21 protein-coding genes are annotated in these 24650 nt (G+C 63.9%); 13 read left to right on the top strand and 8 right to left on the bottom strand.

Annotated features, from left to right (window positions below; genetic code table 11):
- Nucleotides 1-76 precede the first annotated feature (76 nt).
- Entirely contained in the window at nt 77-1018 is a 942-nt protein-coding gene (locus AC07VL_RS08045; RefSeq protein WP_494805370.1) for a pseudouridine-5'-phosphate glycosidase, read from the bottom strand.
- A gap of 3 nt (nt 1019-1021) precedes the next feature.
- The gene (locus AC07VL_RS08050) at nt 1022-2179 is read right to left on the bottom strand and encodes a carbohydrate kinase (protein WP_494805371.1); all 1158 of its coding nucleotides are present in this window, start codon (nt 2177-2179) and stop codon (nt 1022-1024) included.
- A gap of 388 nt (nt 2180-2567) precedes the next feature.
- Here AC07VL_RS08050 and xapA point away from each other — a divergent pair, with 388 nt between their 5' ends.
- The 7 genes from xapA (at nt 2568) to AC07VL_RS08085 (ending at nt 11238) form a co-directional block, all read left to right on the top strand.
- The gene (gene xapA / locus AC07VL_RS08055) at nt 2568-3407 is read left to right on the top strand and encodes a xanthosine phosphorylase (RefSeq protein ID WP_092798101.1); all 840 of its coding nucleotides are present in this window, start codon (nt 2568-2570) and stop codon (nt 3405-3407) included.
- A gap of 120 nt (nt 3408-3527) precedes the next feature.
- Nucleotides 3528-4721 (top strand): phosphopentomutase, encoded by a 1194-nt coding sequence (locus AC07VL_RS08060; protein ID WP_494805372.1) that lies wholly within the window; start codon nt 3528-3530, stop codon nt 4719-4721.
- Nucleotides 4718-5677 (top strand): deoxyribose-phosphate aldolase, encoded by a 960-nt coding sequence (deoC, locus tag AC07VL_RS08065; RefSeq protein ID WP_494805373.1) that lies wholly within the window; start codon nt 4718-4720, stop codon nt 5675-5677. The genes AC07VL_RS08060 and deoC overlap by 4 nt, the downstream gene beginning before the upstream one ends.
- 12 nt (nt 5678-5689) lie before the next feature.
- Nucleotides 5690-8071 (top strand): aldehyde dehydrogenase family protein, encoded by a 2382-nt coding sequence (locus AC07VL_RS08070; protein ID WP_494805374.1) that lies wholly within the window; start codon nt 5690-5692, stop codon nt 8069-8071.
- An 89-nt stretch (nt 8072-8160) separates the two neighbouring features.
- Nucleotides 8161-9483 carry a thymidine phosphorylase gene (gene deoA, locus AC07VL_RS08075; RefSeq protein ID WP_494805375.1) on the top strand — a complete coding sequence of 441 codons (1323 nt, stop codon included), beginning with the start codon at nt 8161-8163 and terminating at the stop codon, nt 9481-9483.
- A gap of 106 nt (nt 9484-9589) precedes the next feature.
- Nucleotides 9590-9997, top strand: a complete 408-nt coding sequence (locus AC07VL_RS08080) for a cytidine deaminase (protein ID WP_034754695.1) — start codon at nt 9590-9592, stop codon at nt 9995-9997.
- Nucleotides 9998-10011: 14 nt separating this feature from the next.
- Entirely contained in the window at nt 10012-11238 is a 1227-nt protein-coding gene (locus tag AC07VL_RS08085) for a nucleoside deaminase (protein WP_494805596.1), read from the top strand.
- On the opposite strand, the gene AC07VL_RS08090 is transcribed toward AC07VL_RS08085, so the two are convergent.
- The 4 genes from AC07VL_RS08090 to AC07VL_RS08105 all read right to left on the bottom strand — a co-directional run bounded on the left by AC07VL_RS08090 (nt 11235) and on the right by AC07VL_RS08105 (nt 13879).
- Nucleotides 11235-12398, bottom strand: a complete 1164-nt coding sequence (locus AC07VL_RS08090) for a dipeptidase (RefSeq protein WP_494805376.1) — start codon at nt 12396-12398, stop codon at nt 11235-11237. The two genes, AC07VL_RS08085 and AC07VL_RS08090, sit on opposite strands and share 4 nt — an antisense overlap.
- Nucleotides 12399-12409: 11 nt before the next feature.
- On the bottom strand, nt 12410-12832 hold the full coding sequence (locus AC07VL_RS08095) for a VOC family protein (RefSeq protein ID WP_494805377.1): 423 nt from the start codon (nt 12830-12832) through the stop codon (nt 12410-12412).
- Nucleotides 12833-12977: 145 nt separating this feature from the next.
- Nucleotides 12978-13250, bottom strand: a complete 273-nt coding sequence (locus AC07VL_RS08100; RefSeq protein WP_494805378.1) for a hypothetical protein — start codon at nt 13248-13250, stop codon at nt 12978-12980.
- Between the two features lie 146 nt (nt 13251-13396).
- A complete protein-coding gene (locus tag AC07VL_RS08105; RefSeq protein WP_494805379.1) occupies nt 13397-13879 on the bottom strand; it encodes a hypothetical protein in 483 nt (160 codons plus the stop codon).
- A gap of 279 nt (nt 13880-14158) precedes the next feature.
- On the opposite strand from AC07VL_RS08105, the gene AC07VL_RS08110 reads away from it, so the two are divergent.
- Nucleotides 14159-15103 (top strand): choice-of-anchor A family protein, encoded by a 945-nt coding sequence (locus AC07VL_RS08110; RefSeq protein WP_494805380.1) that lies wholly within the window; start codon nt 14159-14161, stop codon nt 15101-15103.
- Nucleotides 15104-15154: 51 nt separating this feature from the next.
- Here AC07VL_RS08110 and AC07VL_RS08115 read toward each other — a convergent pair whose 3' ends face one another.
- Nucleotides 15155-15811 carry a TetR/AcrR family transcriptional regulator gene (locus AC07VL_RS08115; protein WP_494805381.1) on the bottom strand — a complete coding sequence of 219 codons (657 nt, stop codon included), beginning with the start codon at nt 15809-15811 and terminating at the stop codon, nt 15155-15157.
- Between the two features lie 10 nt (nt 15812-15821).
- A complete protein-coding gene (locus AC07VL_RS08120; protein ID WP_494805382.1) occupies nt 15822-17279 on the bottom strand; it encodes an aminotransferase-like domain-containing protein in 1458 nt (485 codons plus the stop codon).
- A 202-nt stretch (nt 17280-17481) separates the two neighbouring features.
- Between AC07VL_RS08120 and aptA the strand changes: the two genes are divergently transcribed.
- The 5 genes from aptA (at nt 17482) to AC07VL_RS08145 (ending at nt 24632) form a co-directional block, all read left to right on the top strand.
- Nucleotides 17482-18798, top strand: coding sequence for an omega-aminotransferase AptA (aptA, locus tag AC07VL_RS08125; RefSeq protein ID WP_494805383.1), 1317 nt, complete (start codon nt 17482-17484; stop codon nt 18796-18798).
- Between the two features lie 8 nt (nt 18799-18806).
- The gene (locus AC07VL_RS08130; protein WP_494805384.1) at nt 18807-20309 is read left to right on the top strand and encodes a CoA-acylating methylmalonate-semialdehyde dehydrogenase; all 1503 of its coding nucleotides are present in this window, start codon (nt 18807-18809) and stop codon (nt 20307-20309) included.
- Between the two features lie 47 nt (nt 20310-20356).
- Nucleotides 20357-21724, top strand: a complete 1368-nt coding sequence (locus AC07VL_RS08135; RefSeq protein WP_494805385.1) for an NAD(P)-dependent oxidoreductase — start codon at nt 20357-20359, stop codon at nt 21722-21724.
- On the top strand, nt 21724-23004 hold the full coding sequence (gene preA, locus AC07VL_RS08140) for an NAD-dependent dihydropyrimidine dehydrogenase subunit PreA (RefSeq protein ID WP_494805386.1): 1281 nt from the start codon (nt 21724-21726) through the stop codon (nt 23002-23004). Before AC07VL_RS08135 ends, preA begins: the two co-directional genes overlap by 1 nt.
- 143 nt (nt 23005-23147) lie before the next feature.
- On the top strand, nt 23148-24632 hold the full coding sequence (locus AC07VL_RS08145; RefSeq protein WP_290603630.1) for an NCS1 family nucleobase:cation symporter-1: 1485 nt from the start codon (nt 23148-23150) through the stop codon (nt 24630-24632).
- Nucleotides 24633-24650 lie beyond the last annotated feature (18 nt).

The raw sequence follows: 24650 nt of genomic DNA on the forward strand, positions 1-24650 counted from the left end.
TTGGCGTTGCGTGTTGCTAGGCGATGGAACGGCGCGCGCGCAGCAAGGCGCGCGCGCTTTCTTTACAGCAGTCCTATTATCGTGCCACCACTGCCTGCATGGCAATGGCCAGTGCCGTGCCGACTTGCGCATTGTGCTTGACGAGGGCGATGTTCGTTGCCAGGCTGCGGCCATCCGTCAGCTGCTTGATGCGCGACAACAGGAATGGCGTGACCTGCTTGCCCTTCACGCCGCCCGCGTCCGCTTCCTGCAGCGCCTGTGTAGTGATCGCGTCGATCTCTTCCTTGGGCATGGCTTGCGCGGCCGGCACGGGATTGCTGACGACGACGCCGCCTTTCAGGCCCAGCTGCCACTTGGTGCCGATGAAGGCCGCCTGTTCCGCGGGCGTATCGAGGCGGAAATCGGCCTTGAAGCCGCTTTCGCGCGTGAAGAAGGCAGGAAAGCCTTCCTGGCCCACGCTGATGACGGGCACGCCATGGGTTTCCAGGTATTCCAGGGTCAGGCCGATGTCGAGGATGGATTTGACGCCCGCGCAGACGACGGCCACCGAGGTGTGCGCCAGTTCCTGCAGGTCGGCGGAAATGTCGAAACTCGTTTCCGCGCCGCGGTGCACGCCGCCGATGCCACCCGTGACGAACACGGCGATGCCGGCCAGTTCCGCGCAGATCATGGTGGCGGCCACGGTGGTGGCGCCCAGCTTGCGTTGCGACAGGACGAACGGCAGGTCGCGGCGGCTGACCTTCATGGCGTCGGGCGAAGTGCCCAGCAATTCCAGTTGCTCGGGCGACAGGCCCACGCAGATCTTGCCATCGATGATGGCGATGGTGGCCGGCACGGCGCCGCCGTCGCGGATGATCTGTTCCACTTCGCGCGCCATTTCCACGTTTTGCGGATACGGCATGCCGTGGGAAATGATGGTCGATTCCAGCGCCACGATGGCCTTGCCGGCGGCGCGCGCGTCGAGCACTTCTTGCGAGAACGAGAGGAAGTTGCCGAGTTGGGTATTGAGTTGAGTCATGTTTCAGTCCCGTTGAAAGAGGGTAGGTGGGGGCGGCGCCAGGTCGGCGTCGTCGATGTCGTCAAGTGCGCCGGCCGAAATCAGGGGCGACACGGTGGCAGCCGATTCCAGCGTCATGGCGGCCAGTTTCAGGCCGCGCCGGCACGCCAGTTTCAGATTGCCGCTGTCGTGATACAGGGACCAGCAGACGGCGGCGGAAAACGCGTCGCCGGCGCCCGTCACGTCGACGGCGTCCACTTCGCGCGCGGCCAGGTGCTCGACAGGCGCGTCCGGGCTGTCGCCATCCGTGAAATACACGCCTTCGCCGCCGCAGGTGACGATCACCTGGCGCGCGCCCTGGCGCTGCACTTCGCGGCAGGCGGCGCGCACCTCGAACGCCGTCGGCAAGGCCCGCGCCACGCGGGTTTCCAGTTCGCCCCGGTTCAGGATCAGCAGGTGCAAGCCCGTCAGGTCCAGCGGCAGGTGCGCCATCTTCGGCTGCGAGACGGCGACGATGACGAGCGGCGTCGCGTGGGCAGCGTCCTGGCGCGCATCGGCCAGCAGCGCCTGCACGCTGTCGTGGCCCAGGTTCAGGTCGCACACGGTGAGGGCGGCGGCGGCGCGCTGCGGTTGGCGGCTGTGCAGGAAAGCGGGCGTCAGCTGTTCGTACAGTTGCATGTTCGCCATCGCCAGCAGCATTTCGCCATGTTCGTCCAGCACGGCCGTGTACGTGCCGCTGCTGGTATTGCTCAAATGCAAGCTGCCGCGCATGTCGATGCCCGCATCTTCCGCGTGTGTCTGCAGGGCGTGGCCTGCCGCGTCGTCGCCCAGCGCCGTCAGCAAGGCGACGGGTAGCGACAGGCGGGCCAGGTTTTCCGCGATGTTGCGGCCCACGCCGCCAAATACCTCTTCCGAGCGCACGGGATTCGACGTGCCCATCTGCAAGGTGGCCAGGGTGCGCATCTTGCGGTCCAGGTTGGCGGCACCGATGCACAGCACGGGGCGGCTGTCCGGCAGCACGTAGGCGCGCCCCAGCAGGCGGCGTTCGCGGATCAGTCCGGCGATATGGCCGGCGACGGCCGAGCGCGACAAGCCCAGTTCGCTCGCCAGGTCTTGCTGCGAGATGAAGGGGTTGTTGCGGATCAGCGTATATAGCTGGTCTTTTTTATTGGTATCGGTCACAAGGTTTTCGCTCAGTGTTTAAACATTTGTCTGTTACTGTAAACATTTGTCTGTAAAGTGTCAAGCAGGTAGCCTGCGTACGAGCAGGACGGTCGTATGGGGCTTGTATGCATGCAATTTCCGGGGCTGCGCAAGGGCTAGTCCGCCGCTGGCGGGCCAGCCCTTGCCTGGACTATAATGTCGGCCATTTATATTTGAATTGTATAAATGGGTAAGAAAAATGGTATTTGCCATACATATTCCGATTGATGCATAGTGGCGGCTAATAGTTGCAATACGCATTTGGATATACCCATTACACGCACCCATACCCGATAGCTGGGCCGCGGCAACTTGTTTTGCGCCGTCGCGCAGCCAGCATTCATCATTAGTCACTACGAGGATAACCATGTCGAACAACGCCCCTTTCCACGCCGCCGAAATCATCCGTGCCCGCGCCCCTGAGAATTTCAAGCCGCGCGTGGCGATGATCCTCGGTTCCGGCCTGGGCGTATTGGCCGAGCAGATGACGGACGCCGTCAGCATCAGCTTTGACGAATTGCCGGGCTTCCCGATCAGCACCGTGCACGGCCATGCGGGCGAGCTGGTGGTGGGCACCCTGTCGGGCGTTGCCGTCGTCTGCATGAAGGGCCGCGGCCACTTCTATGAAGGCTATGGCATGGGCGTGATGACGAGCGCCATCCGCACCCTGAAACTGCTGGGCTGCGAAATGCTGTTCGTGACGAATGCGGCCGGTTCGCTGCGCCCTGAAGTGGACGCCGGCAGCCTGGTTGCCATCAGCGACCATATCAATCTGCTGCCAGGCACGCCGATGGTCGGCCCGAACGACGACCGCTTCGGCCCGCGCTTTTTCAGCATGGCCAATGCCTACGATGCGGACCTGCGCAAGCTGGTCAAGGACACGGCCGCGTCGAACGGCATCACCCTGCACGAAGGGGTGTTCGTCGCCTACCCGGGTCCGAACTTCGAGACGGCCGCCGAAATCCGCATGATGGCCCGCCTGGGCGCCGACACGGTCGGCATGTCGGTGGTGCCGGAAGTGGTCTCGGCCCGCCATTGCGACCTGAAAGTGGTGGGCGTGTCCGTCATTACCAACCTGGCCGAAGGCATGTCGCCATTCGCCCTGTCGCATGAGCAAACCCTGAAGTACGCGGCCATCGGCGCGAAAGACCTGGTCAAGCTGATCCTGGCTTTCCTGGCCACCGTCTCGGCCACGCCGCAAGCCTAAGCACTCCTCCTTACGCAGCAGCGGCGCGCCAACCACTGGCGCTGCCGCGCGGCAGGCCGGGAAAATCCGGCCTACACTGACCGCATCATCTTTGCATCACTCCATAAAGCGAGCCTTATCATGTCACGCGCATTTATCCTCCTGCTTGATTCCTTCGGCCTTGGCGCGACGCCAGACGCCGCCAAGTATGGCGACGCAGGTGCCAATACCTTTGGCCATATTGCCAGCACTGTCGCCAAAAGCGGCAAGACCTTGAAACTCCCGAACATGGAACGCCTGGGCCTGGGCGCCGCGGCGCACCTGGCCAGCGGCGAATGGGCCACGGGTTTCGACCAGCGCGACGGCTTTACCGGCGCCTACGGCGCGGCGCGCGAGCGCTCCACCGGCAAGGACACGCAGAGCGGCCACTGGGAAATCGCCGGCGTGCCCGTCGAATTCGACTGGGGCTACTTCCCCCGCACGACGCCGTCCTTCCCCGCAGTCCTGACCGACAAGCTCAAAGCCATGTCGGGCGTGCCCGGTTTCCTGGGCGACTGCCATGCCTCGGGCACGGACATCATCAACAAGCATGGCGACGAGCACGTCGCCACGGGCAAGCTGATTATCTACACCTCGGGCGACTCGGTGATGCAGATCGCCGCGCACGAAGAATCGTTCGGCCTCGAGCGCCTGTACGAAGTGTGCGAGATGGCCTTCAAGCTGGTCGAGCCCTACAACATCGGCCGCGTCATCGCCCGCCCGTTCACGGGCAGCAACGGCAACTACACGCGCACCACCAACCGCCACGACTACGCCGTCGCGCCGCCAGCGCCGACCCTGCTCGACCACGTGAAGAACGCGGGCGGCGAAGTCGTCGGCCTGGGCAAGATCAGCGACATTTTCGCTACCCAGGGCATCTCGCGCGTGGTCAAGGGCGTCGACAACATGGCGCTGTTCGAAGCGCTGCTGAAGACGGCCGATGAAGTGCAGGACAAGTCGCTCACTTTTGTCAACTTCGTCGATTTCGACCAGGCCTTCGGCCACCGCCGCAACGTCGAGGGCTATGCCGACGCGCTGCGCGAAATGGATGCGCGCCTGCCGGAATTCATGGCCAAGCTCAAGGAAGGCGACCTGGTCGTGATTACCGCCGACCATGGCTGCGACCCCACCTGGCACGGCTCCGACCACACCCGCGAACACATTCCGATGATCTTCTTCGGCCCCGGCGTCGCCCCGCGCGCACTGGGTATTTCCGAGACCTTCTCCGATATTGGCCAAACCCTCGCCAAGCACCTTGGCGTACCACCACTTGCTAATGGAACCAGCTTGTTATGACACTCATGCACCCCGAATTCAAGCGTAACGAGGCCGTCGGCCTCGACCTGGGCTGGATCAACCAGATCCGCGTCAACCGCGCCGCGACGGACCGCCGCGCGGCCAGCCTGGCGAACCGCCGCACGGTGAAAAAGGAATACCAGGCCGCCTGGCTGGTGAAAGCCATCCAGATGATCGACCTGACCACCCTGGGCGGCGACGATACGCCGGGCCGCGTGGAGCGCCTGTGCATGAAGGCCATGCGCCCGCTGCGCGCCGACTTGATGGCCGCGCTGGGCCTGACGGAACTGAGCACCGGCGCCGTGTGCGTGTACCACGAGATGATCCAGCCGGCCGTGAAAGTCATCCAGGGCCGCCTGCCCATCGCCGCCGTGTCGACGGGTTTCCCGGCCGGCTTGACGAGCATGGAAACGAAGCTGCGCGAGATCGAACTGTCGGTCGCCGCCGGCGCGTCGGAAATCGATATCGTCATCACGCGCCAGCACGTCCTGAACGGCAACTGGCAAGTGCTGTACGACGAAATGCTGGCCTACCGCAAGGCGTGCGGCGAAGCGCACGTGAAGGCGATTCTCGCCACGGGCGACTTGCTGACCCTGGAAAACGTGGCCAAGGCGTCGTGGGTGTGCATGATGGCGGGCGCCGATTTCATCAAGACGTCCACCGGTAAAGAGGGCGTCAACGCCACCATTCCCGTGGCCCTGACGATGGTGCGTACGATCCGCGAATACCACGAGCAGACAGGTTTCCAGGTGGGCTTCAAGCCGGCCGGCGGCGTCAGCTCGGCCAAGAGCGCCCTGCAATACCTGACCCTGATGAAGGAAGAACTGGGCAACGAATGGCTGCAGCCGCACCTGTTCCGCATCGGCGCTTCCAGCCTGCTGACCGACATCGAGCGCCAGCTCGAGCACTACGTCACCGGCAGCTACTCGGCCAATCATCGTCACGCACAACCTTAAAGAACAATCGTCATGCCAACAATTAACGAGATTCTCACTACTATGGACTACGGCCCTGCTCCCGAAAGTCAAAAAGAAGCGCAGGCGTGGCTCAATGGCCGCCAGCGCAAGTTCGGCCTGTTCATCGACAACGCCTGGAGCGAGCCGGCCGAGCTGTTCGCCTCGACCAATCCTGCCGACGGCACGCAGCTGGCCGAACTGACGCAAGCCACTGACGCCGATGTGGAACGCGCCGTGGAAGCGGCGCGCCGCGCACTGCCCGTATGGCAGGGCATGGGCGGCCACGGCCGCGCCAAAGTCATGTATGCGCTGGCCCGTTTGCTGCAAAAGCATTCGCGCCTGTTCGCCGTGCTGGAAACCCTGGACAACGGCAAGACCATCCGCGAAACGCGCGATATCGACCTGCCGCTGGCCGCGCGCCACTTCTACCATCACGCCGGCTGGGCGCAGCTGCAATCGGAAGAATTCGCCGACTACCGCGCCGTGGGCGTGGTGGGCCAGATCGTGCCGTGGAATTTCCCCCTGCTGATGCTGTCGTGGAAAATCGCGCCGGCCCTTGCGGCCGGTAACACGGTCGTCTTCAAACCGGCCGAATTCACGTCGCTGACCGCCATGCTGTTCGCCGAATTGTGCGTGCAGGCGGGCGTGCCGGCCGGCGTGGTCAACATCGTCACCGGCGACGGCCGCGTGGGTTCGGCCATCGTCAACCATCCTGGCGTCGACAAGATCGCCTTTACGGGTTCCACGGAAGTGGGCCGCCTCATTCGTGAAGCGACGGCCGGCAGCGGCAAGAAGCTGTCGCTGGAACTGGGCGGCAAGTCGCCGTTCATCGTCTTCGAAGACGCGGACCTGGATGGCGCCGTGGAAGGCCTGGTCGATTCGATCTGGTTCAACCAGGGTCAAGTGTGCTGCGCCGGTTCGCGCCTGCTGGTGCAGGAATCGATCCAGGAGCGCTTCCTGAACAAGGTGCGCGCGCGCATGGAAAACCTGCGCCTCGGCTCGCCCCTGGACAAATCGATGGACGTGGGCGCGCTGGTCGACCCGGTACAGCGTCAGCGCATCGCCGCGCTCGTCGATTCAGCCCGTGCCGAAGGCTGCGACGTCTGGCAGCCGGCGTGCGAATTGCCGGCCGACGGCTCGTGGTTCCCGCCGACCCTGATCACGGGCGCGTCGACTTCGGCCGCCGTGGCGCAGGCTGAAATCTTCGGCCCTGTGCTGGTGGCCATGAGCTTCCGCACGCCGCCTGAAGCGGTGCAACTGGCGAACAACACGGTGTACGGCCTGGCCGCCAGCGTGTGGACCGAGTCGATCAGCCTGGCGCTGGACATCGCGCCCGCCATCAAGGCTGGCGTCGTGTGGATCAACAGCGCCAACCAGTTCGACGCGGCCTGCGGCTTCGGCGGCTACCGCGAGTCGGGCTTCGGCCGCGAAGGCGGCCGCGAAGGCATGCTGGAATACATGACGGCCCTGGCCGAAGATGCGCGTCCGTCCCTGCCGGTGGTCGAAGCGAAGGCCAAAGGGAATGCGAAACCGGCGTCAGCCGACCCGTTCGCCATCGACCGCACGGCCAAGATGTACATCGGCGGCAAGCAGGCGCGGCCTGACAGCGCCTACAGCGCTCCCGTGTTCGGCGCGAACGGCGCCTTGCTGGCCGAAGTGGGCGTGGGCAGCCGCAAGGACATCCGCAACGCCGTCGAAGCGGCCCACAAGGCGTCCGGCTGGACCGGCGCCACGGCGCACAACCGCGCCCAGGTGCTGTACTACATAGCCGAGAACCTGGCGGCGCGCGCCGACGAATTCGCCGCCCGCATCGCCGCCATGACGGGCAGTAAAAACCCGGAGAAGGAAGTGCAGGCATCGATCGAACGCCTGTTCTACTACGCCGCCTGGGCCGACAAGTACGACGGCCTGGCGCACCAGCCGCCAACCAAGGGCATCACCGTGGCGCTCAATGAAGCGGTCGGCGTGATCGGTATCGTCTGCCCGAACGAAGCGCCTTTGCTGGGCTTCATTTCGCTGGTGGCGCCAGCCATCGCGCTGGGCAACCGCGTGGTGGTGGTGCCGTCGGAGGCGCATCCGCTCTCCGCGCTGGACCTGTACCAGGTGTTCGATACGTCCGACCTGCCGGGCGGCGTCGTCAACATCATCAGCGGCAACGCCGATGAACTGGCGCGCACGCTGGCCACGCACGCCGACATCGACGCCGTGTGGCGTCATGACGGTTCGGCGGAAGGCTGCGCGGAAGTCGAGCGCCTGTCGGCCGGCACCCTGAAGCGCACCTGGGTCGGCGGCGCCAAGGGCCGCGACTGGTACAGCGCGGCGCAAAGCGGCGGCCGCGCCGTGCTGGCGCATGCGTCGCAAGTGAAAAACGTGTGGATTCCTTACGGCGTCTAATGTAAATCGCAGTAATGCCGGGGCCGCAACTCCATCGCAAAGGCGATCGGGGTGCGGCCCCTAAGTCATTCATTTATTGGAGTTATTCCATGTTTTTGACCCAAGAAATCATCCGCAAGAAGCGCGACAAGGGAGTACTGAGCGCCGAGGAAATCCAGTTTTTCGTGCGCGGCATCACTGACGGCAGCGTCAGCGAAGGCCAGATCGCGGCGCTGGGCATGGCCGTCTTTTTCAACGACATGAACATGGACGAGCGCGTGGCGTTCACCCTGGCCATGCGCGATTCCGGCCACGTGCTGGACTGGCGCGCGCTGAACCTGCCGGGTCCTGTCGTCGACAAGCATTCCACGGGCGGCGTGGGCGACGTGGTGTCGCTGCTGCTGGGCCCCATGGTGGCCGCGTGCGGCGGCTACGTGCCGATGATCTCGGGCCGCGGCCTGGGCCACACGGGCGGCACGCTGGACAAGTTCGACGCCATTCCCGGCTACTGCACGGTGCCGGACAATGAACTGTTCCGCAAGGTGGTGCAGGAGATCGGCGTGGCCATCATCGGCCAGACGGCGCAGCTGGCGCCGGCCGACAAGCGTTTCTACAGCATCCGCGACGTCACCGCCACGGTGGAATCGGTGGCCATGATCACTGGCTCCATCCTGTCGAAGAAGCTGTCTGCCGGCCTGGACGCGCTGGTGATGGACGTCAAAGTGGGCACGGGTGCCTTCATGCCCACCTACGATAAATCGGTGGAGCTGGCCGAGAGCATCGTCGCCGTGGGCAATGGCGCGGGCATGCAGACGTCGGCGATCCTGACGGACATGAACGAATCGCTGGCGCCGTACGCCGGCAATGCGCTGGAAGTGCGCGGCGCCATGGATTATCTGACGGGCCGTTCGCGTCCCGCGCGCCTGCACGAAGTCACCCTGGCGCTGTGCGCCGAGATGCTGGTGCTGGGCGGCCTGGCCGCCACCGAAGAGGACGCGCGCGCGAAACTGATGGCGGCCCTCGATTCGGGCGCGGCGGCCGAGCGCTTTGCGCGCATGGTGTCGGCCCTGGGCGGCCCGGCGGATCTGGTCGAGAATCCGGACAAGCACCTGGAGCAGGCGCCTTTCATCGTGCCGGCGCCGGCGCTGTGGGCCGGCTTTGCCAATGTGCGCGATTGCCGCGCCATCGGCCTGGCCGTCGTCGCCTTGGGCGGTGGCCGCCGCCGTCCGAGCGACAGCATCGATTTCGCCGTCGGGCTGACGGACCTGGTGGGGCTGGGCGAGCAGGTGGCCCTTGGCCAGCCGCTGGCCATGGTGCACGCGCGCACGGAAGCGGCGGCGCAGCAAGCCGTCAAGGAAATCCAGGAAGCGTATGCCATCAGCGCCGTGGCGCTGACGGCCAATCCGGTGATTTACCGTACCATTCGACCGTAGTTGAAAACTGGGGTCAGCCCCCCGCTTGCGATGGCGCTGAGCTATGTGTCAGCGGTGTTGAGGGGCTGACCCCGGCCTTAATGATTTCAAAGGTATTGCAGAAAAAATGAACAACCAAGAACTGATCGCCGAAGCCAACGCCGGCCGTGAACTGGCGTACGCGCCATATTCGCGCTTTAAAGTGGGCGCGGCGCTGCTGTGCAAGGATGGCCGCGTCTTCCGTGGCTGTAACGTGGAAAACGCCGCCTATGGCCTGTGCAACTGCGCCGAGCGCACGGCGTTTTTCAGCGCCATTGCGCATGGCTGCAAACCGGGCGACTTCGCCAAGCTGGCCGTCACGGGCGACACGGCCGAGCCGATTTCTCCCTGCGGCGCCTGCCGCCAGGTGATCTTCGAGATGGGCGGCGCCGACCTGCCCGTGATCCTGACGAACCTGAAAAACGATGTCATGGAAGTGACGGCGGGCTGGCTGCTGCCGCACGGTTTCGGCAATTCCGACCTGGACATGAAGTAACTTCAGCACATGGCATCCGCTTGAACAAGACGATCGACATCCAGGCCGCCGTGGCCATCGCCGCGGCCGAGGCCCTGGCGGCCAAGACGCAAGGTACCTTTGGCGTGGGCGGCGTGCTGCTCGATGGAGCCGGCAACGTGCTGCAATCGATGCACAACAACGTCGTGCGCCATGGCCTGGTATTCGATCCCACCGCGCATGGCGAGCGTCAGCTGGTGGACTGGTATTTTGCCGAGCGCGCCAAGGGCACGCCGCTGCCGCCGCCCGGCGAACTGACCATCGTCACCTCGCTCGACCCGTGCTGCATGTGCACGGGCGCCATCCTGGCCGCCGGCTTCAACGTGGTGGTGGCCGCGCCCGACGTCAAGGCGGGCATCAATTACGATGGCAGCGCCACCTTCACGGCCTTGCCGGCGCCGCTGCAGGCGCAGGCGGGGCGCAGCTTCTGCTACCCGGCCGTGCGCGGCGCCACCGAGTATGCGCGCGCGCCGTCCGGCGCCGCGCCCAGGTCTTTTTTCATCGGCAAGAGCATCCATGAGGCCACGCAGGCCCTATGCTCGCTGGTATTCGAGTCGACGTCGGCGCAGGTGATGCAGCTGCTGAACGCCGGGGACGATGCGCAGCGGCGCGATCCTGCCACCTTGCCGTCCGAGCATCCCGTGGTGCGCGCCTTGCGCCGCCGCTATCCCGACGCCCTGACTTACCGCTGCGCGCCGCACGCGCCCGACGCCGGCCTGGCACCCTTCCTGCAGGCGGCCATGGAACAGGACCTGCGCGACGGCGGTCAGGGCGACGCGGCTGCCTTGCTCGACTCCTTCGGCAACCTGCTGCTGTGCATGCCGGGAAAACTGTCGCAATCAGCGATACGCACGCCGTTCATGGAATGCACGCGCCAGTATGCGCAGCTGCGCTACGAATTGATGGCGGGCGCCGCGCATACGGACCCTGCGCTGCAGGAAGAGATCAAAAGCTATCTGGGCCACCCCAAGCACGGTACCTTCGTGCTGGCCATCGGCCCGGACAATAGCGCCGCCAGTTTCATGACCCTGGGCGCCTACGGCTCCACCATGGAGGGGGCGCTGCCGGAAAATAACCCGGCCCAGTTCCAGTACGTGCGCCCGGCCATGGCCGACGACGCGCTGCTGGCGCTGTGCGACGCCATGCCGCCCCTGTACCGCAAGCTGATACGCATCCGCCCGCGCCAGGTGGCGAGCCAGGCATTGATCGACGCACTCGCTTAGGCGTCGTCGTCGGGCAGGTTTTTCAGTAAAAAGTCGCGCACGTTCTCGCCGGCCACGCGGCGGATTTGTGCTTCCGACAAGCCCGCGTCAAGCAGCGCCTGCGTCAGGCGCGGCAGGCCGGCCGCGTCGATGGCCGTGGTGACGGCGCCATCGAAGTCCGAGCCGTAGGCCACGTGCTGCGCGCCGACCAGCCTGACCGTGTAGGCGATGGCGCGCGCGATGGACGCCACGTCCTTGCCGCAAACGGCCGTGTTCCAGAAACCGATGCCCACGAGGCCACCCTGGGCGGCGATGCGTTGCAATTGTGCGTCGCTCAGGTTGCGCCCGTTGGCGCAGGTGCCGCGCACGCCCGTGTGCGACACCATCACGGGGCGTTTCGCCAGGCTCAGGACGTCGTCGATGGTGGCCGGCGAGGCATGCGCCAGGTCGACGATCATCTTGCGCTGCTCCATGGCGCGCAGCCATTGCCTGCCCAGCGGCGTCAGGCCGCCTTTGTTCAGGCCATGCTGGGAGCCGGACAGTTCCGTGTCGAAGAAATGCGTGGGCGCGGCCATGCGAAAGCCGGCCCGGTACAAGGTATCGAGGTTGTCCAACTTGCCTTCGAGCGCATGCGCGCCTTCCAGCGTCAGCCAGCCGGCCACCAGGCGCTGATCCTTGTCGCGCGCGGCGATGAAGCTGCGCAGCTGGGCGCGGCTGCCGATGACGCGCACCTTGCCATCGCTCTTGCCGGCCAGCCGGCGCAGCTCGTCGGCCTGGTAAGTGGCGCGCGCCAGCAGGCTGTTCCAGGTGGCGGGCGGCAAGCCTTGCGCCACGACCAGGGCCGTGATGTTGTCAGTGTCGCTGCCATTGCGCTCGATATTCATCTTGCGCGGCGTCTTGGTGACGACGGAAAAGGCTTGCAGTGCCACATTGCCCCGTTGCAGGCGGGGGAAATCGACGTGGCCGCGCTGGCTGTCGCGGTTCAGGTTGCGCTGCCACAGCAGGCTGTCCGCGTGCAGGTCGGCAATCCACAGGCTCTTGTGCAGGGCCATGGTGGCCGCCGCCGGCGTCGTGCCGAACGGGGGATGGATGCGGTTGAGGTGCTCGTCCACGAGGACGGGAGCGGACAGGAAGCCGCCAAGCAGCGCGAGGCTGGCGACGGCAACGCTACTGATGATCATTGTTCTCCGTTTCACCATGGGTCGTAGGTGCCCAGGCTCCAGATGTGGCCTTCCGGATCGCGGCACGTGAAGCCGCGTCCGCCGTATTCTTCATCCTTGATATCGAGCACGATGTCGGCGCCAGCCTCGCGCGCGCTACGGTAGACAGCATCGGCGTCGTGGACGACCAGGTAGCAGCTTTGCGTGTTGGCATTGCCTATTTCGCCCGGCTGCTTCATCAGGCGGCCATACTCGCTGTCGACCACGGAGCCGAGCATGATCATGCCGTTGCCATAACTGAGCTGGGCGTGGGCGATGCCGCCGTCGCTGTCGGGGACGACCAGCTGTTTTTCGAACCCGAATGCCTTGCATAGCCAGTCGATGGCCGCTGGTGCGTCGTGATAACGCAGGCAGGGAATGGTGGTGGCCCTGGTGTCTTTTGCTGTCGTGGTCATATGGAAACTCCTGTAGGGGGGATGGAGTAGTTTCGATCATGAATGGTGCGCAGCGTTCACGAGGACGGGTATTCAAGGTAGTGGTGTTGATACCTGTCATGGCCGCGCTTCACTATATGCCACTCCCGTCCCCCCTACAAGGGCGTCACGCCTGAGGGGGCTGTTCCGGCTGGGCCGCTTTTTTTTCCCAGCTGAAGCCGCCCGCATTGCCCGCCCACTTCAGCAGCACGAAGATGACGAAGAGGGTGATCGCCAGCGGCAGAATGGTGATGACGAAGGCCAGGCCGATGGCACAGGCCAGCAGCATGGGCCAGGACATGGCCGACAGGGCTTCCAGACCCTGGCGCGCATACGCGCACAGTTCGCTCCAGAAGGCGGTGAAGGATGTGCTGCCCGGGGCCGAATTGATGTCTTTCATGGTGCTCTCCTGTCGTCGTTGAGTGCCGTTGCCGTCGTGATGGCCTGGCGATGACTGCACTATAGCCAGGCGCTTGCAGACGGTCATCCGCTCTGCGACGAACGGCAGGAATGGCAGGCCGAACGGCGACATGCCTGGACAAACGGCTAGTCGAAGACCTTGAGTTTCAACTGGAAGCTGAGGGCGCCATACAGCCGGTCCTTGTAGGATGGCACGATGGCGAGATTCACGCCGACGCGCTGGTATTCATAGCTGATGGTGGGCACGAGGGCGGGGAACCAGCCGCCGTCACGCATCTTTGGATAGCCGCTGAAGCCGCCGACGACGGCACCGATGCGGAACGGCCCCATCTGGATAGGCTGGTAGTACACGCCCAGGTAATTCGAATAGGCGCGGTCGCTATTGTAGAAACGGCCAGCCGTCGCCGAGGCGACGGTGGAAAAGCGGTACTCGGCGCCCAGGCCAGGGTTGCTGTCGTTCAGGCCCTTGTCGCGCTGAAAATGATACGAATAAAAGCCGGCATTGAGCCAGGTTTCGCTGAGCGGCTGGTTCTCGATCTTGTTGAAGACATCGGCTTGCGCGCCGCAGGCATACGCCAGCATCAGTGCGCCTAATGACAATCGTTTCATGCGTGCATCATCCTTTTAACTTGTGAGCTGTTCTTGCCTGGTCTGGCGCAGCCGCGATCGTATCACCAAGTTGGCATGGGCTATAAGCACTATCGACAAGGCGGCGTAGCTGCCGCCCAACCCGGAGGATGAAGACAGGTGGCGGATCGCGCCTGTTGAGTAGTTTCAAATTGGAAACTATGTTTTCATTATTATTACAAAAAGTTGTTGGTTTGCGACATCTCAAGATCAATGAATGTGATAACCTGCCATCAAGTTAATTTTCTTTTTGGAAATAAAATGTCAAGCATACCTAAATTGCCACTCCTCTTCGTTTTGTCAACCGTGTTGACTGCCGGCGCCGCGCAAGCCGGTGTGGTCGATCTGGGGATCGGCGGCGCCAATTTATATTCGCTGAGCAACTTCAGCGCGTCCGGCAGCGATGTCGAAGGCGGCGTGCTGGTTGCAGGCAACCTCAACGCATCGAGCTATTCGATCAATGAGAAGAACAAGGATGCCTACGTTACGCACGGCAATACGGGGTATGCACTGGTCGTCGGCGGCAACCTGAACTACAGCTCCGGCTCGATCAAGAACGGCAATTACTACGTGGGCGGGACGACGACGACGAGCAGCGTGGGCCTGAATACGGCCACCAAGACCACGACGTCGCCCGTATCGTTCGCCGCGACGTCGGCGCAGCTGAAAAATACCTCGACCTCGCTGGCGAAAGTGGCGGCCACCGGCAGCAGCGCGGTAGCCTACGGCGGCATGACGCTCACGGGCGGCACGGGCAATGTGCAAGTGTTCGACCTGACGGCCGCCGCGCTGGGCTCGGTGAACAATTTTAAATTCAGCAACCTGCACACGAACGACACCCTGATCCTCAATATCAGCGGCACGAACGTGAATCTGTCCGGCGGCTATGGCGATTTCAGCAAGTACAACGTGCTGTATAACTTCTATGAGGCGCAGAACGTGACCCTGAACGGCGTAGGCCTGTACGGCAGCGTGCTGGCGCCGCTGGCGACCCTGGCGGGCGGCAATGGCCAGATCAACGGCAACGTGGTGGTGGGCAACTGGGCGTCGAACATCCAGGTCAATGCCAACCATTATTTCAGCGCCACCAACGTGGCCGGTTATGTGTCGGCCGTGCCGGAACCGGCAACCTATGCGATGCTGCTGGCAGGCCTGGGCCTGGTCGGCTTCATGGCGCGCCGCCGCAAGGGCAAGACCGCGGCTTGAGCGCCGTGAGCATGCAAGAAACCGCTTGCACGGCGGTTTTTTTTCGTCCCCTTACACCTTGACGGCGGCCAGCACCATTTGCACGACCAGTGTGTCGGCGTCCTCGTAGTCCTTGCGCGTAAGCTCCTTGCGGTCCAGCACCAGCGCCATCTGCGCTGAAAAATCCGCATACGATTGCGTCATGGCCCAGATGGCGAACATCAGGTGCGTGGCGTTCACGGGAGCGATCCTGCCTGCCGCGATCCACTGCTCAAATACGGCGATATCCTTGCGCAGCAGGGGCACGACCCGGTCGCGTATCTGCGCGCCATACAGGGGCGCACCGTTGATCACTTCCAGCGCATAGACGCGCGACGCCCACGGCTGTTCGCGCGAAAAGCGCAGCTTGGCCCTGATATACGCGCGCAGCACGTCGCGCGGTTCGTCGTGCCCATTGGCCAGCATGTCCATGCGCGCCAGCCAGTCGTCGAGCACGTCGTCAAGCACGCGCTGGTACAGCAGCTGCTTGGACGGAAAGTAGTACATCAGGTTCTGCTTCGACAGGCCCGCCCGCTCGGCGATGGTGGCGATCGATGCGCCCTCGTAGCCGTTTTCCGCAAACACGCGCACGGCCTGCTCGAGAATGTCCGCTTCCAGGCGGTCGCGGTTCTGCAGGCGCCGGCCGCCGGCGTTTTTCACTGGAAGGGCAGGGGATTTGTCGCTGGCCATGGTGGGTTCTTTAGTGTGGACGGATCGATTGCAGGAAGGCTTGCAGCACCGGGGTATCGGTGTAGGCCACGTTGAAGCGGAACCATACCGTCTCGGGTGCGCGCAGCATGAAAAATTCGTTGGGCGACAGCAGGATGCCGGCCTTTAGTGCCATGTCGGCGACGATCTTGCCGCTCCATTCCGGCGTCTGGACATCGGGCCAGCCGGCGCTGACGAACATGCCGCCACGGGGCCGTGCCAAGGGCGCCATGCCCGCCTGCCCCAGGCAGTCGATGCTGCGTTCGCGGGCCGCATCGAGCTGCGCCACCAGCCGCTCGACCATGCGCTTGTAGGGCCGCGCGGAGATGGCGTGATAGACGGCGCGCTCGTTGATTTCCGACGTCGTCAGCCCCGCCAGCATCTTCACGCGCACCAGTTCGGCCACCAGCGAGGGCGAGGCGCAGATCGAGCCCACGCGCAGCACGGGCGACAGGGTCTTGGAAAAGCTGCCCACGCGGATCACGCGGCGCAAGCCATCCATGGCGGCGAGCGACGCTTCGCCGCGCGCCGCCAGTTCGCGGTAGATATCGTCTTCCACCAGCCAGAAATCGAACTGTTCGGCCAGTGCGAGAAGGCGGTGCGTCTGCGCCTGGCTGAGCGAGGTGCCGAGCGGATTTTGCAGCACCGTGTTGACGAACATCAGCTTCGGTTGCGTGCGGGCCGCTTCGAGGGCCAGCGCCTCGAGATCGAGGCCCGCCTCGCCGCGCGCAATGCCTACGGGGATGCAGCCGTGGTGGCGTATCAGCGACTGCAAATTGCTGTAGCCGGGGTCTTCCACCAGCACCGTGTCGCCCGGCTTGGTCAGGCTGCGCAGGATCAAGTCAAATGCGTGCGTGGCGCCGTGCGTCAGCAGGATCTGGTCCGGCTCGACCTGGAACAGGTCTTCCGACAGGCTGGCCGCCAGGTGCTGGCGCAGCGAAGGAAAGCCCAGCGGGTGGCCATAGCCGCGCAGGCGGCTGGCGGGAATGCGCATGGCCTGGCGCACGGCATCGAGCACCGTCGCTTCGCCATACATTTCCGGCGGCAGCCAGCCCGCGCCCACGGGCAGCGCCTCCGAGACGCCCGAATACAGGTCCGGCGTGAGGGCGTCGATGGCTGTGGGACTGGCGTGGATGGCAGCCTGCGGCGAGGCGGCGACATCATGGCGCGCGACGAAATAGCCGGAGCCGCGCCGCGAGGACAGCAGACCGAGATTGACCAGGCGGTCATACGATTCGACGACGGTAAAGGTCGATACGCCATTGCACCTGGCGAACTGGCGCACGGACGGCATCCGCGTGCCGATGCGCAGGGCGCGGCTGCCCACCATGACGCTGATGGCGATGACGATCTGCTCGACCAGGCCGCCCTTTTTCTGGCGGTCGATGTCCAGCACGGGCCAGCCACTGGCTTGTTCGAGGGCATCGTCTGTGCTGTCGCTGTGCTTCACGGTGGCTCCTTATGCTGCCTTGCACAAAAAAACTGTAGTGGTTTTTCGACCTGTACGGTTGGGATACTTTGCCGTTTGTGTATCTGTGCCATTGGAGATGGCCTGTCTATTATTACATCAGCTTTTTGCCAACTGGTAAATTATTTTGCGCTTCGTCAAAAACGATCTTGGCGCAGCGGCAGCCCATTCCAAGGAGAAGGTCATGAACGAAACAAGGCCGGAATCGATGTCGGCATTCTGGATGCCGTTTACGAACAACCGCGATTTCAAGGCCCATCCGCGCCTGCTGGTGTCGGCCGAAGGCATGTACTACAAGGACGTCGATGGCAATGCCATCCTCGATGGCACGGCCGGCCTGTGGTGCGTGCCGTGCGGCCACGCGCAGCCGAAGATCGTCGGTGCCATCCGCGAAATGGTGGGCCAGCTCGACTTTGCGCCCACCTTCCAGATGGGCCATCCGGCCGCCTTCGACCTGGCGGAAAAACTGATGGACTACACGGGCCACAAGTTCGGCCACGTCTTTTACACCAACTCCGGTTCCGAGGCGGTGGACACGGCCCTGAAAATCGCGCTGGCCTATCACCGGGCGCGCGGCGAGGGGGCGCGCACGCGCCTGATCGGCCGCGAACGCGGCTACCACGGCGTGGGCTTCGGCGGTATTTCCGTGGGCGGCATCGGCGGCAACCGCAAGACCTTCGGCCCGCTGCTGCCGGGCGTCGACCACCTGCCGCACACGCATAACCTCGACAAGAATGCCTACACGGTGGGCGAGCCCGAATACGGTACCCACCTGGCCGATGAGCTCGAGCGCATCGTCGCCCTGCATGACGCCTCCACCATTGCCGCCGTCATCGTCGAACCCGTGGCCGGTTCCACGGGCGTGCTGATTCCGCCGAAAGGCTACCTGAAACGCTTGCGCGACCTGTGCACCAAGCACGGTATCCTGCTGATCTTCGATGAAGTCATCACGGGTTTCGGCCGCATGACGACGCCGTTCGCGGCTGACTATTTCGACGTCGAACCGGACCTGATGACGACGGCCAAGGGCCTGACCAACGGCATGGTGCCGATGGGCGCCGTGTTCAGCAAAAAGTATATCCATGACGCCTTCATGGACGCGCCGCCGGGCATCGAACTGTTCCACGGCTACACGTATTCCGGCCACCCGCTCGCTTGCGCCGCCTCGCTGGCCACCTTGCAGGTGTTCGAAGAACAGGACATCCTGGGCCACGCTAAAGCGATGCAGGCATATTGGAGCGACGCCGTGCATTCCTTGAAAGGCTTGCCGCACGTGATAGACCTGCGCAGCATCGGCCTGATCGCCGGCATCGAGCTCGATCCCATCGCGGGCAAGCCGGGGACGCGCGCCTTCAACGCCTTCAAGCAGGCTTTCGCCGACGGCGTGCTGATACGCACGACGGGCGACATCATTGCCCTGTCGCCGCCGCTGGTACTGGAAAAACAGCATGTCGACGAGCTGTTCGGCAAGCTGGCCACGGTACTCAAAAATCTCGACTAAGGAACACCATGAACGATCTCGACACGATTACCCACTTCATCAACGGCGCCAAGATCGACACCCGCAGCGGCCGCTACGGCGACGTCTACAACCCCGCGCTGGGCGTACCCGTGGCCAGGGTGGCGCTGGGCACCAGCGAGGAAGTCGATGCGGCCGTGGAGGCGGCGGCCGCCGCCTTTCCCTCGTGGTCGGCCACGCCGCCGCTGACGCGCGCCAGGGTCCTGTTCCGCTATCTGCAGCTGTGCCAGCAGCACACGGACGATTTTGCCGCCATGCTCACGCGCGAGCATGGCAAGACCTTCGCCGATGCCCAGGGCGAGGTGGCGCGCGGCATCGAGATGGTGGAATTTGCCGTCGGCATACCGCAATTGCTGAAGGGCGAATTCACGGACCAGATTTCGCGCGGCATCGATGCCTGGTCGATGCGCCAGGCGCTGGGCGTGGTGGCCGGCATCACGCCGTTTAATTTTCCCGTGATGGTACCGATGTGGATGTTCCCCGTCGCCATCGCCTGCGGCAATACCTTCGTGCTGAAACCGTCCGAGCGGGATCCATCCGCCTCCCTGCTGCACGCGAAATTGCTGAAGGAGGCGGGCTTGCCCGACGGCGTCTTCAACGTGGTGCAGGGCGATAAAGTGACGGTCGACGCCTTGCTCGACCACCCCGTGGTACAGGCCATCAGCTTCGTCGGTTCCACGCCCATTGCCGAATACATCTATGCGCGCGGGAGCACCAGCGGCAAGCGCGTGCAAGCGCTGGGCGGCGCGAAGAACCACATGGTAGTGATGCCCGACGCGGACATGGACATGACGGTTGACGCGCTGATCGGCGCGGCCTACGGTTCGGCGGGCGAGCGCTGCATGGCCATTTCCGTCGTCGTGGCCGTGGGCGACGCGGGCGACAAATTGATCGATGCACTGGCAACGCGCACGGCCGCACTGAAAGTGCGCGACGGCATGGCCGATGGCGCGGAAATGGGGCCTGTGGTGTCCAGCGCGGCGAAGCAGCGCATTGAAAAGCTAATCGGAGAAGGCGTGGAGCAGGGCGCCACCCTGGTCGTCGATGGCCGCAACCACGTGGTGGCCGGGCGCGAGAACGGCTTCTTCGTCGGCGGCACCCTGTTCGATCACGTGACGCCCGACATGAGCATCTACAAGGAAGAGATTTTCGGTCCCGTACTGTGCGTGATGCGTTCGCCCGACGTCGTGCATGCGGTGAACCTGATCAACGCCAATGAGTATGGCAACGGCGTGGCCATCTACACGCGCGACGGCGGCGTGGCGCGCGAGTTCGTGCGCCAGATCCAGGTCGGCATGGTGGGCGTCAACGTGCCCCTGCCCGTGCCGATGGCCTTCAACAGTTTCGGCGGCTGGAAGCGCAGCCTGTTCGGCGACCACCACGCCTACGGTCCCGAAGGCGTGCGCTTTTACACGCGCCACAAGGCCGTGATGCAGCGCTGGCCCAACACGGCCAGTGCTGGTGTGGAATTTGCTTTTCCCCAGATGAAGTAAGGGCCTCAAGCTTAAACATTCGCAGTTCATAACAAGAGGAAAACGCGATGATCGAGTCTTTGAACTATTTGCCGCATCCCGCCCTGCCCAATGAGGAATTGGAGGGCCATTTCACGGACCTGGCGCCGCCCCTGACGGCACGCCAGGCGGCCATCGAAAGCGCCCGCTGCCTGTACTGCTACGACGCGCCGTGCAGCCGCATCTGCCCGTCGGAAATCGACGTGGCCAGCTTCATCCGCAATATCCACGACAGGAACATCAACGGTGCCGCTGCCGGCATCCTGAAGCAGAATATCCTGGGCGGCAGCTGCGCTCGCGTCTGCCCGACGGAAATCCTCTGCGAGGACGTCTGCGTGCGCAACCACGACGCGGAAGGCCAGCCCGTGAAAATCGGCCTGCTGCAGCGCTACGCCGTCGACCACATGCATTTTGCGCAGCACCCGTTCAGGCGGGCTGCCGCCACAGGCAAGACCATCGCCATCATCGGCGCGGGCCCTAGCGGCCTGTCGTGCGCGCATCGCCTGGCCATGCTGGGCCACGACGTGGTGATCTTTGAAAAGGAAGGCAAGGCGGGCGGCCTGAATGAGTACGGCATCGCCAAGTACAAGCTGACGGACGATTTCGCGCAAAAGGAAATCGACTTCCTGCTCGGCATAGGCGGCATTCAAATTCGATGTCGTCAGGTGCTGGGCGAGAATGTGCACCTGCGCGACCTGCACGCGCAGTACGACGCTGTCTTCCTCGGCCTGGGCCTGGGCGCCAGCCGCAAGCTGGGCCTGACGGGCGAGGATGCACCGGGCTTGCTGGCCGCCGTCGATTACATCGCCGCGCTGCGCCAGGCGGAAGACCTGGCCGCGCTGCCCGTACCGAAACGCGCGCTTGTGATTGGCGCCGGCAATACGGCCATCGACATGGCCGTGCAGATTCAGCGTCTGGGCACCGAGGAAGTCACCCTGGTCTACCGGCGCGGCTTTGACGCCATGACGGCCACCCACCACGAACAGGAGATCGCCAAGGCCAACCAGGTGCGCATGCTGACGTGGGCCCAGCCGCAGCAGGTGCTGCTCGATACTGCCGGCAAGGTGGCCGGCATGCGTTTCGAAAAAACCGCCATGCAGGGCACGCGCCTGGTGGGCACGGGCGAAACCTTCGACGTGGCGGCCGACGCCATCTTCAAGGCCATCGGCCAGAGCCTTGATACGCAGCTGCTGCATGACCCGATGACATCCTTGTTGCAGCGTGAAGGCGACAAGATCGCCGTCGACGCAGGTTTCCGCACGGTGCTGCCGGGGATCTATGCGGGCGGCGACTGCGTGGCGCCGGGACAGGACTTGACGGTGCAAGCCGTCCAGCATGGTAAGCTGGCCGCGCTGGCCATCCATTCCGATTTGTTGAATAAAGTGGAGGCTGCATAATGGCTGATCTCAGCATCGAATTTTGCGGCATCAAGTCGCCGAACCCCTTCTGGCTGGCCTCCGCGCCGCCCACCGACAAGGCCTATAACGTGGTGCGGGCGTTTGAAGCGGGGTGGGGCGGCGTCGTGTGGAAGACGTTGGGTGAAGATCCTGCTGCCGTCAACGTCTCCTCGCGCTATTCCGCCCTGTACGGTAAGAACCGCGAAGTGGTGGGCTTCAATAACATCGAGCTGATTACCGACCGCTCTTTGGCAATCAACCTGCGCGAAATCACGCAGGTAAAAAAGGACTGGCCGGACCGCGCCATCGTTGTTTCGCTGATGCTGCCGTGCGAAGAGCACTACTGGGCCGACATCCTGCCCAAGGTGGAGGCGACGGGCGCCGACGGCATCGAGCTTAACTTCGGCTGCCCGCACGGCATGCCGGAGCGGGGCATGGGTGCCGCCGTGGGCCAGGTGCCCGAATACGTGCAGATGGTCACCGCCTGGTGCAAGAAGCACAGCCGCCTGCCCGTCATCGTCAAGCTGACGCCCAACATCACGGACGTGCGCATGCCGGCGCGGGCGGCCAAGGCGGGCGGCGCCGACGCCGTCTCGCTGATCAACACCATCAATTCCATCACTTCGCTGGACCTGGACCGCATGGTGGCCTTGCCCATCGTGGGCGGCGCCAGCACGCACGGCGGCTATTGCGGCGCGGCCGTGAAACCCATCGCCCTGAACATGGTGGCGGAAATCGCCCGCGATCCGCAGACGCGGGGCTTGCCCATTTCCGGCATCGGCGGCATCGGCAACTGGCGCGACGCGGCCGAATTCATCGCCCTGGGCGCCGGCTGCGTACAGGTGTGCACGGCCGCCATGCTGCATGGCTTCCGCATCGTCGAAGAGATGAAGGATGGGCTGTCGCGCTGGATGGACGAGAAGGGCTATGCACGCATCAGCGACTTTTCCGGCAAGGCCGTGCCCAACACGACGGACTGGAAATACCTGGACATGAATTACCAGGTCATCGCGCAGATCAACCAGGACGACTGCATCAAGTGCGGCAAGTGCTACGTGGCTTGCGAAGACACGTCGCACCAGGCCATTGCGCAGCTGATCGACGCCGCCGGCACGCGCAGCTATGAAGTCATCAAGGACGAATGCGTGGGCTGCAACCTGTGTGAAATCACCTGTCCGGTGCAGGGCTGCATCACGATGGTGCCGCAGGTTACGGGCAAGCCGTACATGAACTGGACGCAGGACCCCAGGAATCCACGGGCGTTGGCGGAGACGGCATAGGGCACGGTTATTGCGTGCGTTTATTTTATAAACACCGGCGCGTCTTTGCAGTAAGCTAGATTACTTAAAAGCCGAGCCGTTTCCACATTGCCGTATCCCTGGTGCCTTCGCGGCGCCAGCGGTCTAACCGATGGAGCAACCCTGTGAACCACGACTACTCAGGTAACACGCAACTCTGGAATGAAGACCTTGCGCCCACTACGGCGGCGCAGCGCACGTGGCGCTGGTATCACTTCGCCGCGCTGTGGGTCGGCATGGTGATGTGCATCCCCGCCTACACCTTGTCGGCCAGTCTGATCGACAGCGGCATGTCTGGCTACCAGGCCGTGCTCACGGTCTTTCTCGCCAACGCCATCGTTCTCCTGCCCATGCTGCTGATCGGCCATGCCGGCACCAAGTACGGCATCCCGTACGCGGTGCTGGCGCGCGCCTCGTTCGGCACCATGGGCGCGCGCCTGCCGGCCCTGATGCGCGCCATCGTCGCCTGCGGCTGGTACGGCATCCAGACCTGGTTCGGCGGGCAGATGATCTACACCCTGATGGGCGTGCTGATGGGCCATGAACTGGGCGGCGAAAAGATCGCGGGCCTGGGCATCAACGGCAGCCAGCTGCTGTGCTTCCTGGCTTTCTGGGCCATCCAGTTCTATTACATCCTGCACGGCATGGAATCGATCCGCAAGCTGGAAACCTACACGGCGCCCCTGAAAATCCTCATCTGCTTCGTGCTGCTGTACTGGGTGCACAGCAAGGCTGGCGGCGTGAGCGCGCTGCTGGACCAGCCGTCGCAATTCATCCCCGGCGGTAAAAAAGCGGGCCAGTTCTGGAGCGTCTTCTGGCCATCGCTGACGGCGATGGTGGGTTTCTGGGCCACCTTGGCGTTGAACATTCCCGATTTCACGCGCTTCGCCAAGACGCAGCGCGACCAGGTGATCGGCCAGTCGATCGGCCTCCCCGTACCCATGGGATTGCTCGCCATGCTGGCCGTCATCGTCACGGCAGGCTCCGTCGTCATGTACGGCAAGGCCATATGGGACCCCGTCGACCTGGCCAGCCGCATGACGGGCGCCGCCGTGCTGATCGCCCTGATCATTCTGCTGATCGACACGGTCAGCGTCAACCTGGCCGCCAACCTGGTGGGGCCGGCCTACGATTTTTCCTCGCTGGCGCCGAAGCAGATTTCGTACAAGATGGGCGGCTACATCACGGCCTTCATCGCTATCGTCATGATGCCGTGGAAGGTGCTCGAATCGACACAGGGCTACATTTTTACCTGGCTGATCGGCTATTCGGCCCTGCTGGGTCCCATCGCCGGCATTCTCATCGTCGACTATTATTTTGTGCGCAAGACGCAGCTGGACGTGAAGCAGCTGTACCGCGATGACGGTGTCTATTCGTATGGCAGCGGCTGGAACATGGCGGCCTTGATCGCCTTTGTCATCGCCGTGCTGCCGAATATCCCCGGCTTCCTGAACGCGGCCTTTCCCGCGTCGTTCCCCGACGTGGCCGAAGGCTTCAAGACCGTCTATACCTACGCCTGGTTCGTGGGCGTGGCTATCGCCGCTGTCGTCTACGGCGTCATGATGAAGGGCAAGGTGGCGGCGCACGTGCAGCAGGCGCCGCAATCCTGATCTTTTCGCATAAAAAGG

The organism is Janthinobacterium sp. GW821-FHT03C08, assembly GCF_059420905.1.

Coding starts and splice junctions, on each gene's coding strand:
- AC07VL_RS08130 (WP_494805384.1), top strand. CDS start 18,807: ATGAACGATCTCGACACGATTACCCACTTCATCAACGGCGCCAAGATC.
- preA (WP_494805386.1), top strand. CDS start 21,724: ATGGCTGATCTCAGCATCGAATTTTGCGGCATCAAGTCGCCGAACCCC.
- AC07VL_RS08135 (WP_494805385.1), top strand. CDS start 20,357: ATGATCGAGTCTTTGAACTATTTGCCGCATCCCGCCCTGCCCAATGAG.
- AC07VL_RS08070 (WP_494805374.1), top strand. CDS start 5,690: ATGCCAACAATTAACGAGATTCTCACTACTATGGACTACGGCCCTGCT.
- AC07VL_RS08060 (WP_494805372.1), top strand. CDS start 3,528: ATGTCACGCGCATTTATCCTCCTGCTTGATTCCTTCGGCCTTGGCGCG.
- AC07VL_RS08090 (WP_494805376.1), bottom strand. CDS start 12,398: ATGATCATCAGTAGCGTTGCCGTCGCCAGCCTCGCGCTGCTTGGCGGC.
- AC07VL_RS08080 (WP_034754695.1), top strand. CDS start 9,590: ATGAACAACCAAGAACTGATCGCCGAAGCCAACGCCGGCCGTGAACTG.
- AC07VL_RS08110 (WP_494805380.1), top strand. CDS start 14,159: ATGTCAAGCATACCTAAATTGCCACTCCTCTTCGTTTTGTCAACCGTG.
- AC07VL_RS08045 (WP_494805370.1), bottom strand. CDS start 1,018: ATGACTCAACTCAATACCCAACTCGGCAACTTCCTCTCGTTCTCGCAA.
- AC07VL_RS08115 (WP_494805381.1), bottom strand. CDS start 15,811: ATGGCCAGCGACAAATCCCCTGCCCTTCCAGTGAAAAACGCCGGCGGC.
- AC07VL_RS08100 (WP_494805378.1), bottom strand. CDS start 13,250: ATGAAAGACATCAATTCGGCCCCGGGCAGCACATCCTTCACCGCCTTC.
- AC07VL_RS08095 (WP_494805377.1), bottom strand. CDS start 12,832: ATGACCACGACAGCAAAAGACACCAGGGCCACCACCATTCCCTGCCTG.
- AC07VL_RS08105 (WP_494805379.1), bottom strand. CDS start 13,879: ATGAAACGATTGTCATTAGGCGCACTGATGCTGGCGTATGCCTGCGGC.
- aptA (WP_494805383.1), top strand. CDS start 17,482: ATGAACGAAACAAGGCCGGAATCGATGTCGGCATTCTGGATGCCGTTT.
- deoA (WP_494805375.1), top strand. CDS start 8,161: ATGTTTTTGACCCAAGAAATCATCCGCAAGAAGCGCGACAAGGGAGTA.
- deoC (WP_494805373.1), top strand. CDS start 4,718: ATGACACTCATGCACCCCGAATTCAAGCGTAACGAGGCCGTCGGCCTC.
- xapA (WP_092798101.1), top strand. CDS start 2,568: ATGTCGAACAACGCCCCTTTCCACGCCGCCGAAATCATCCGTGCCCGC.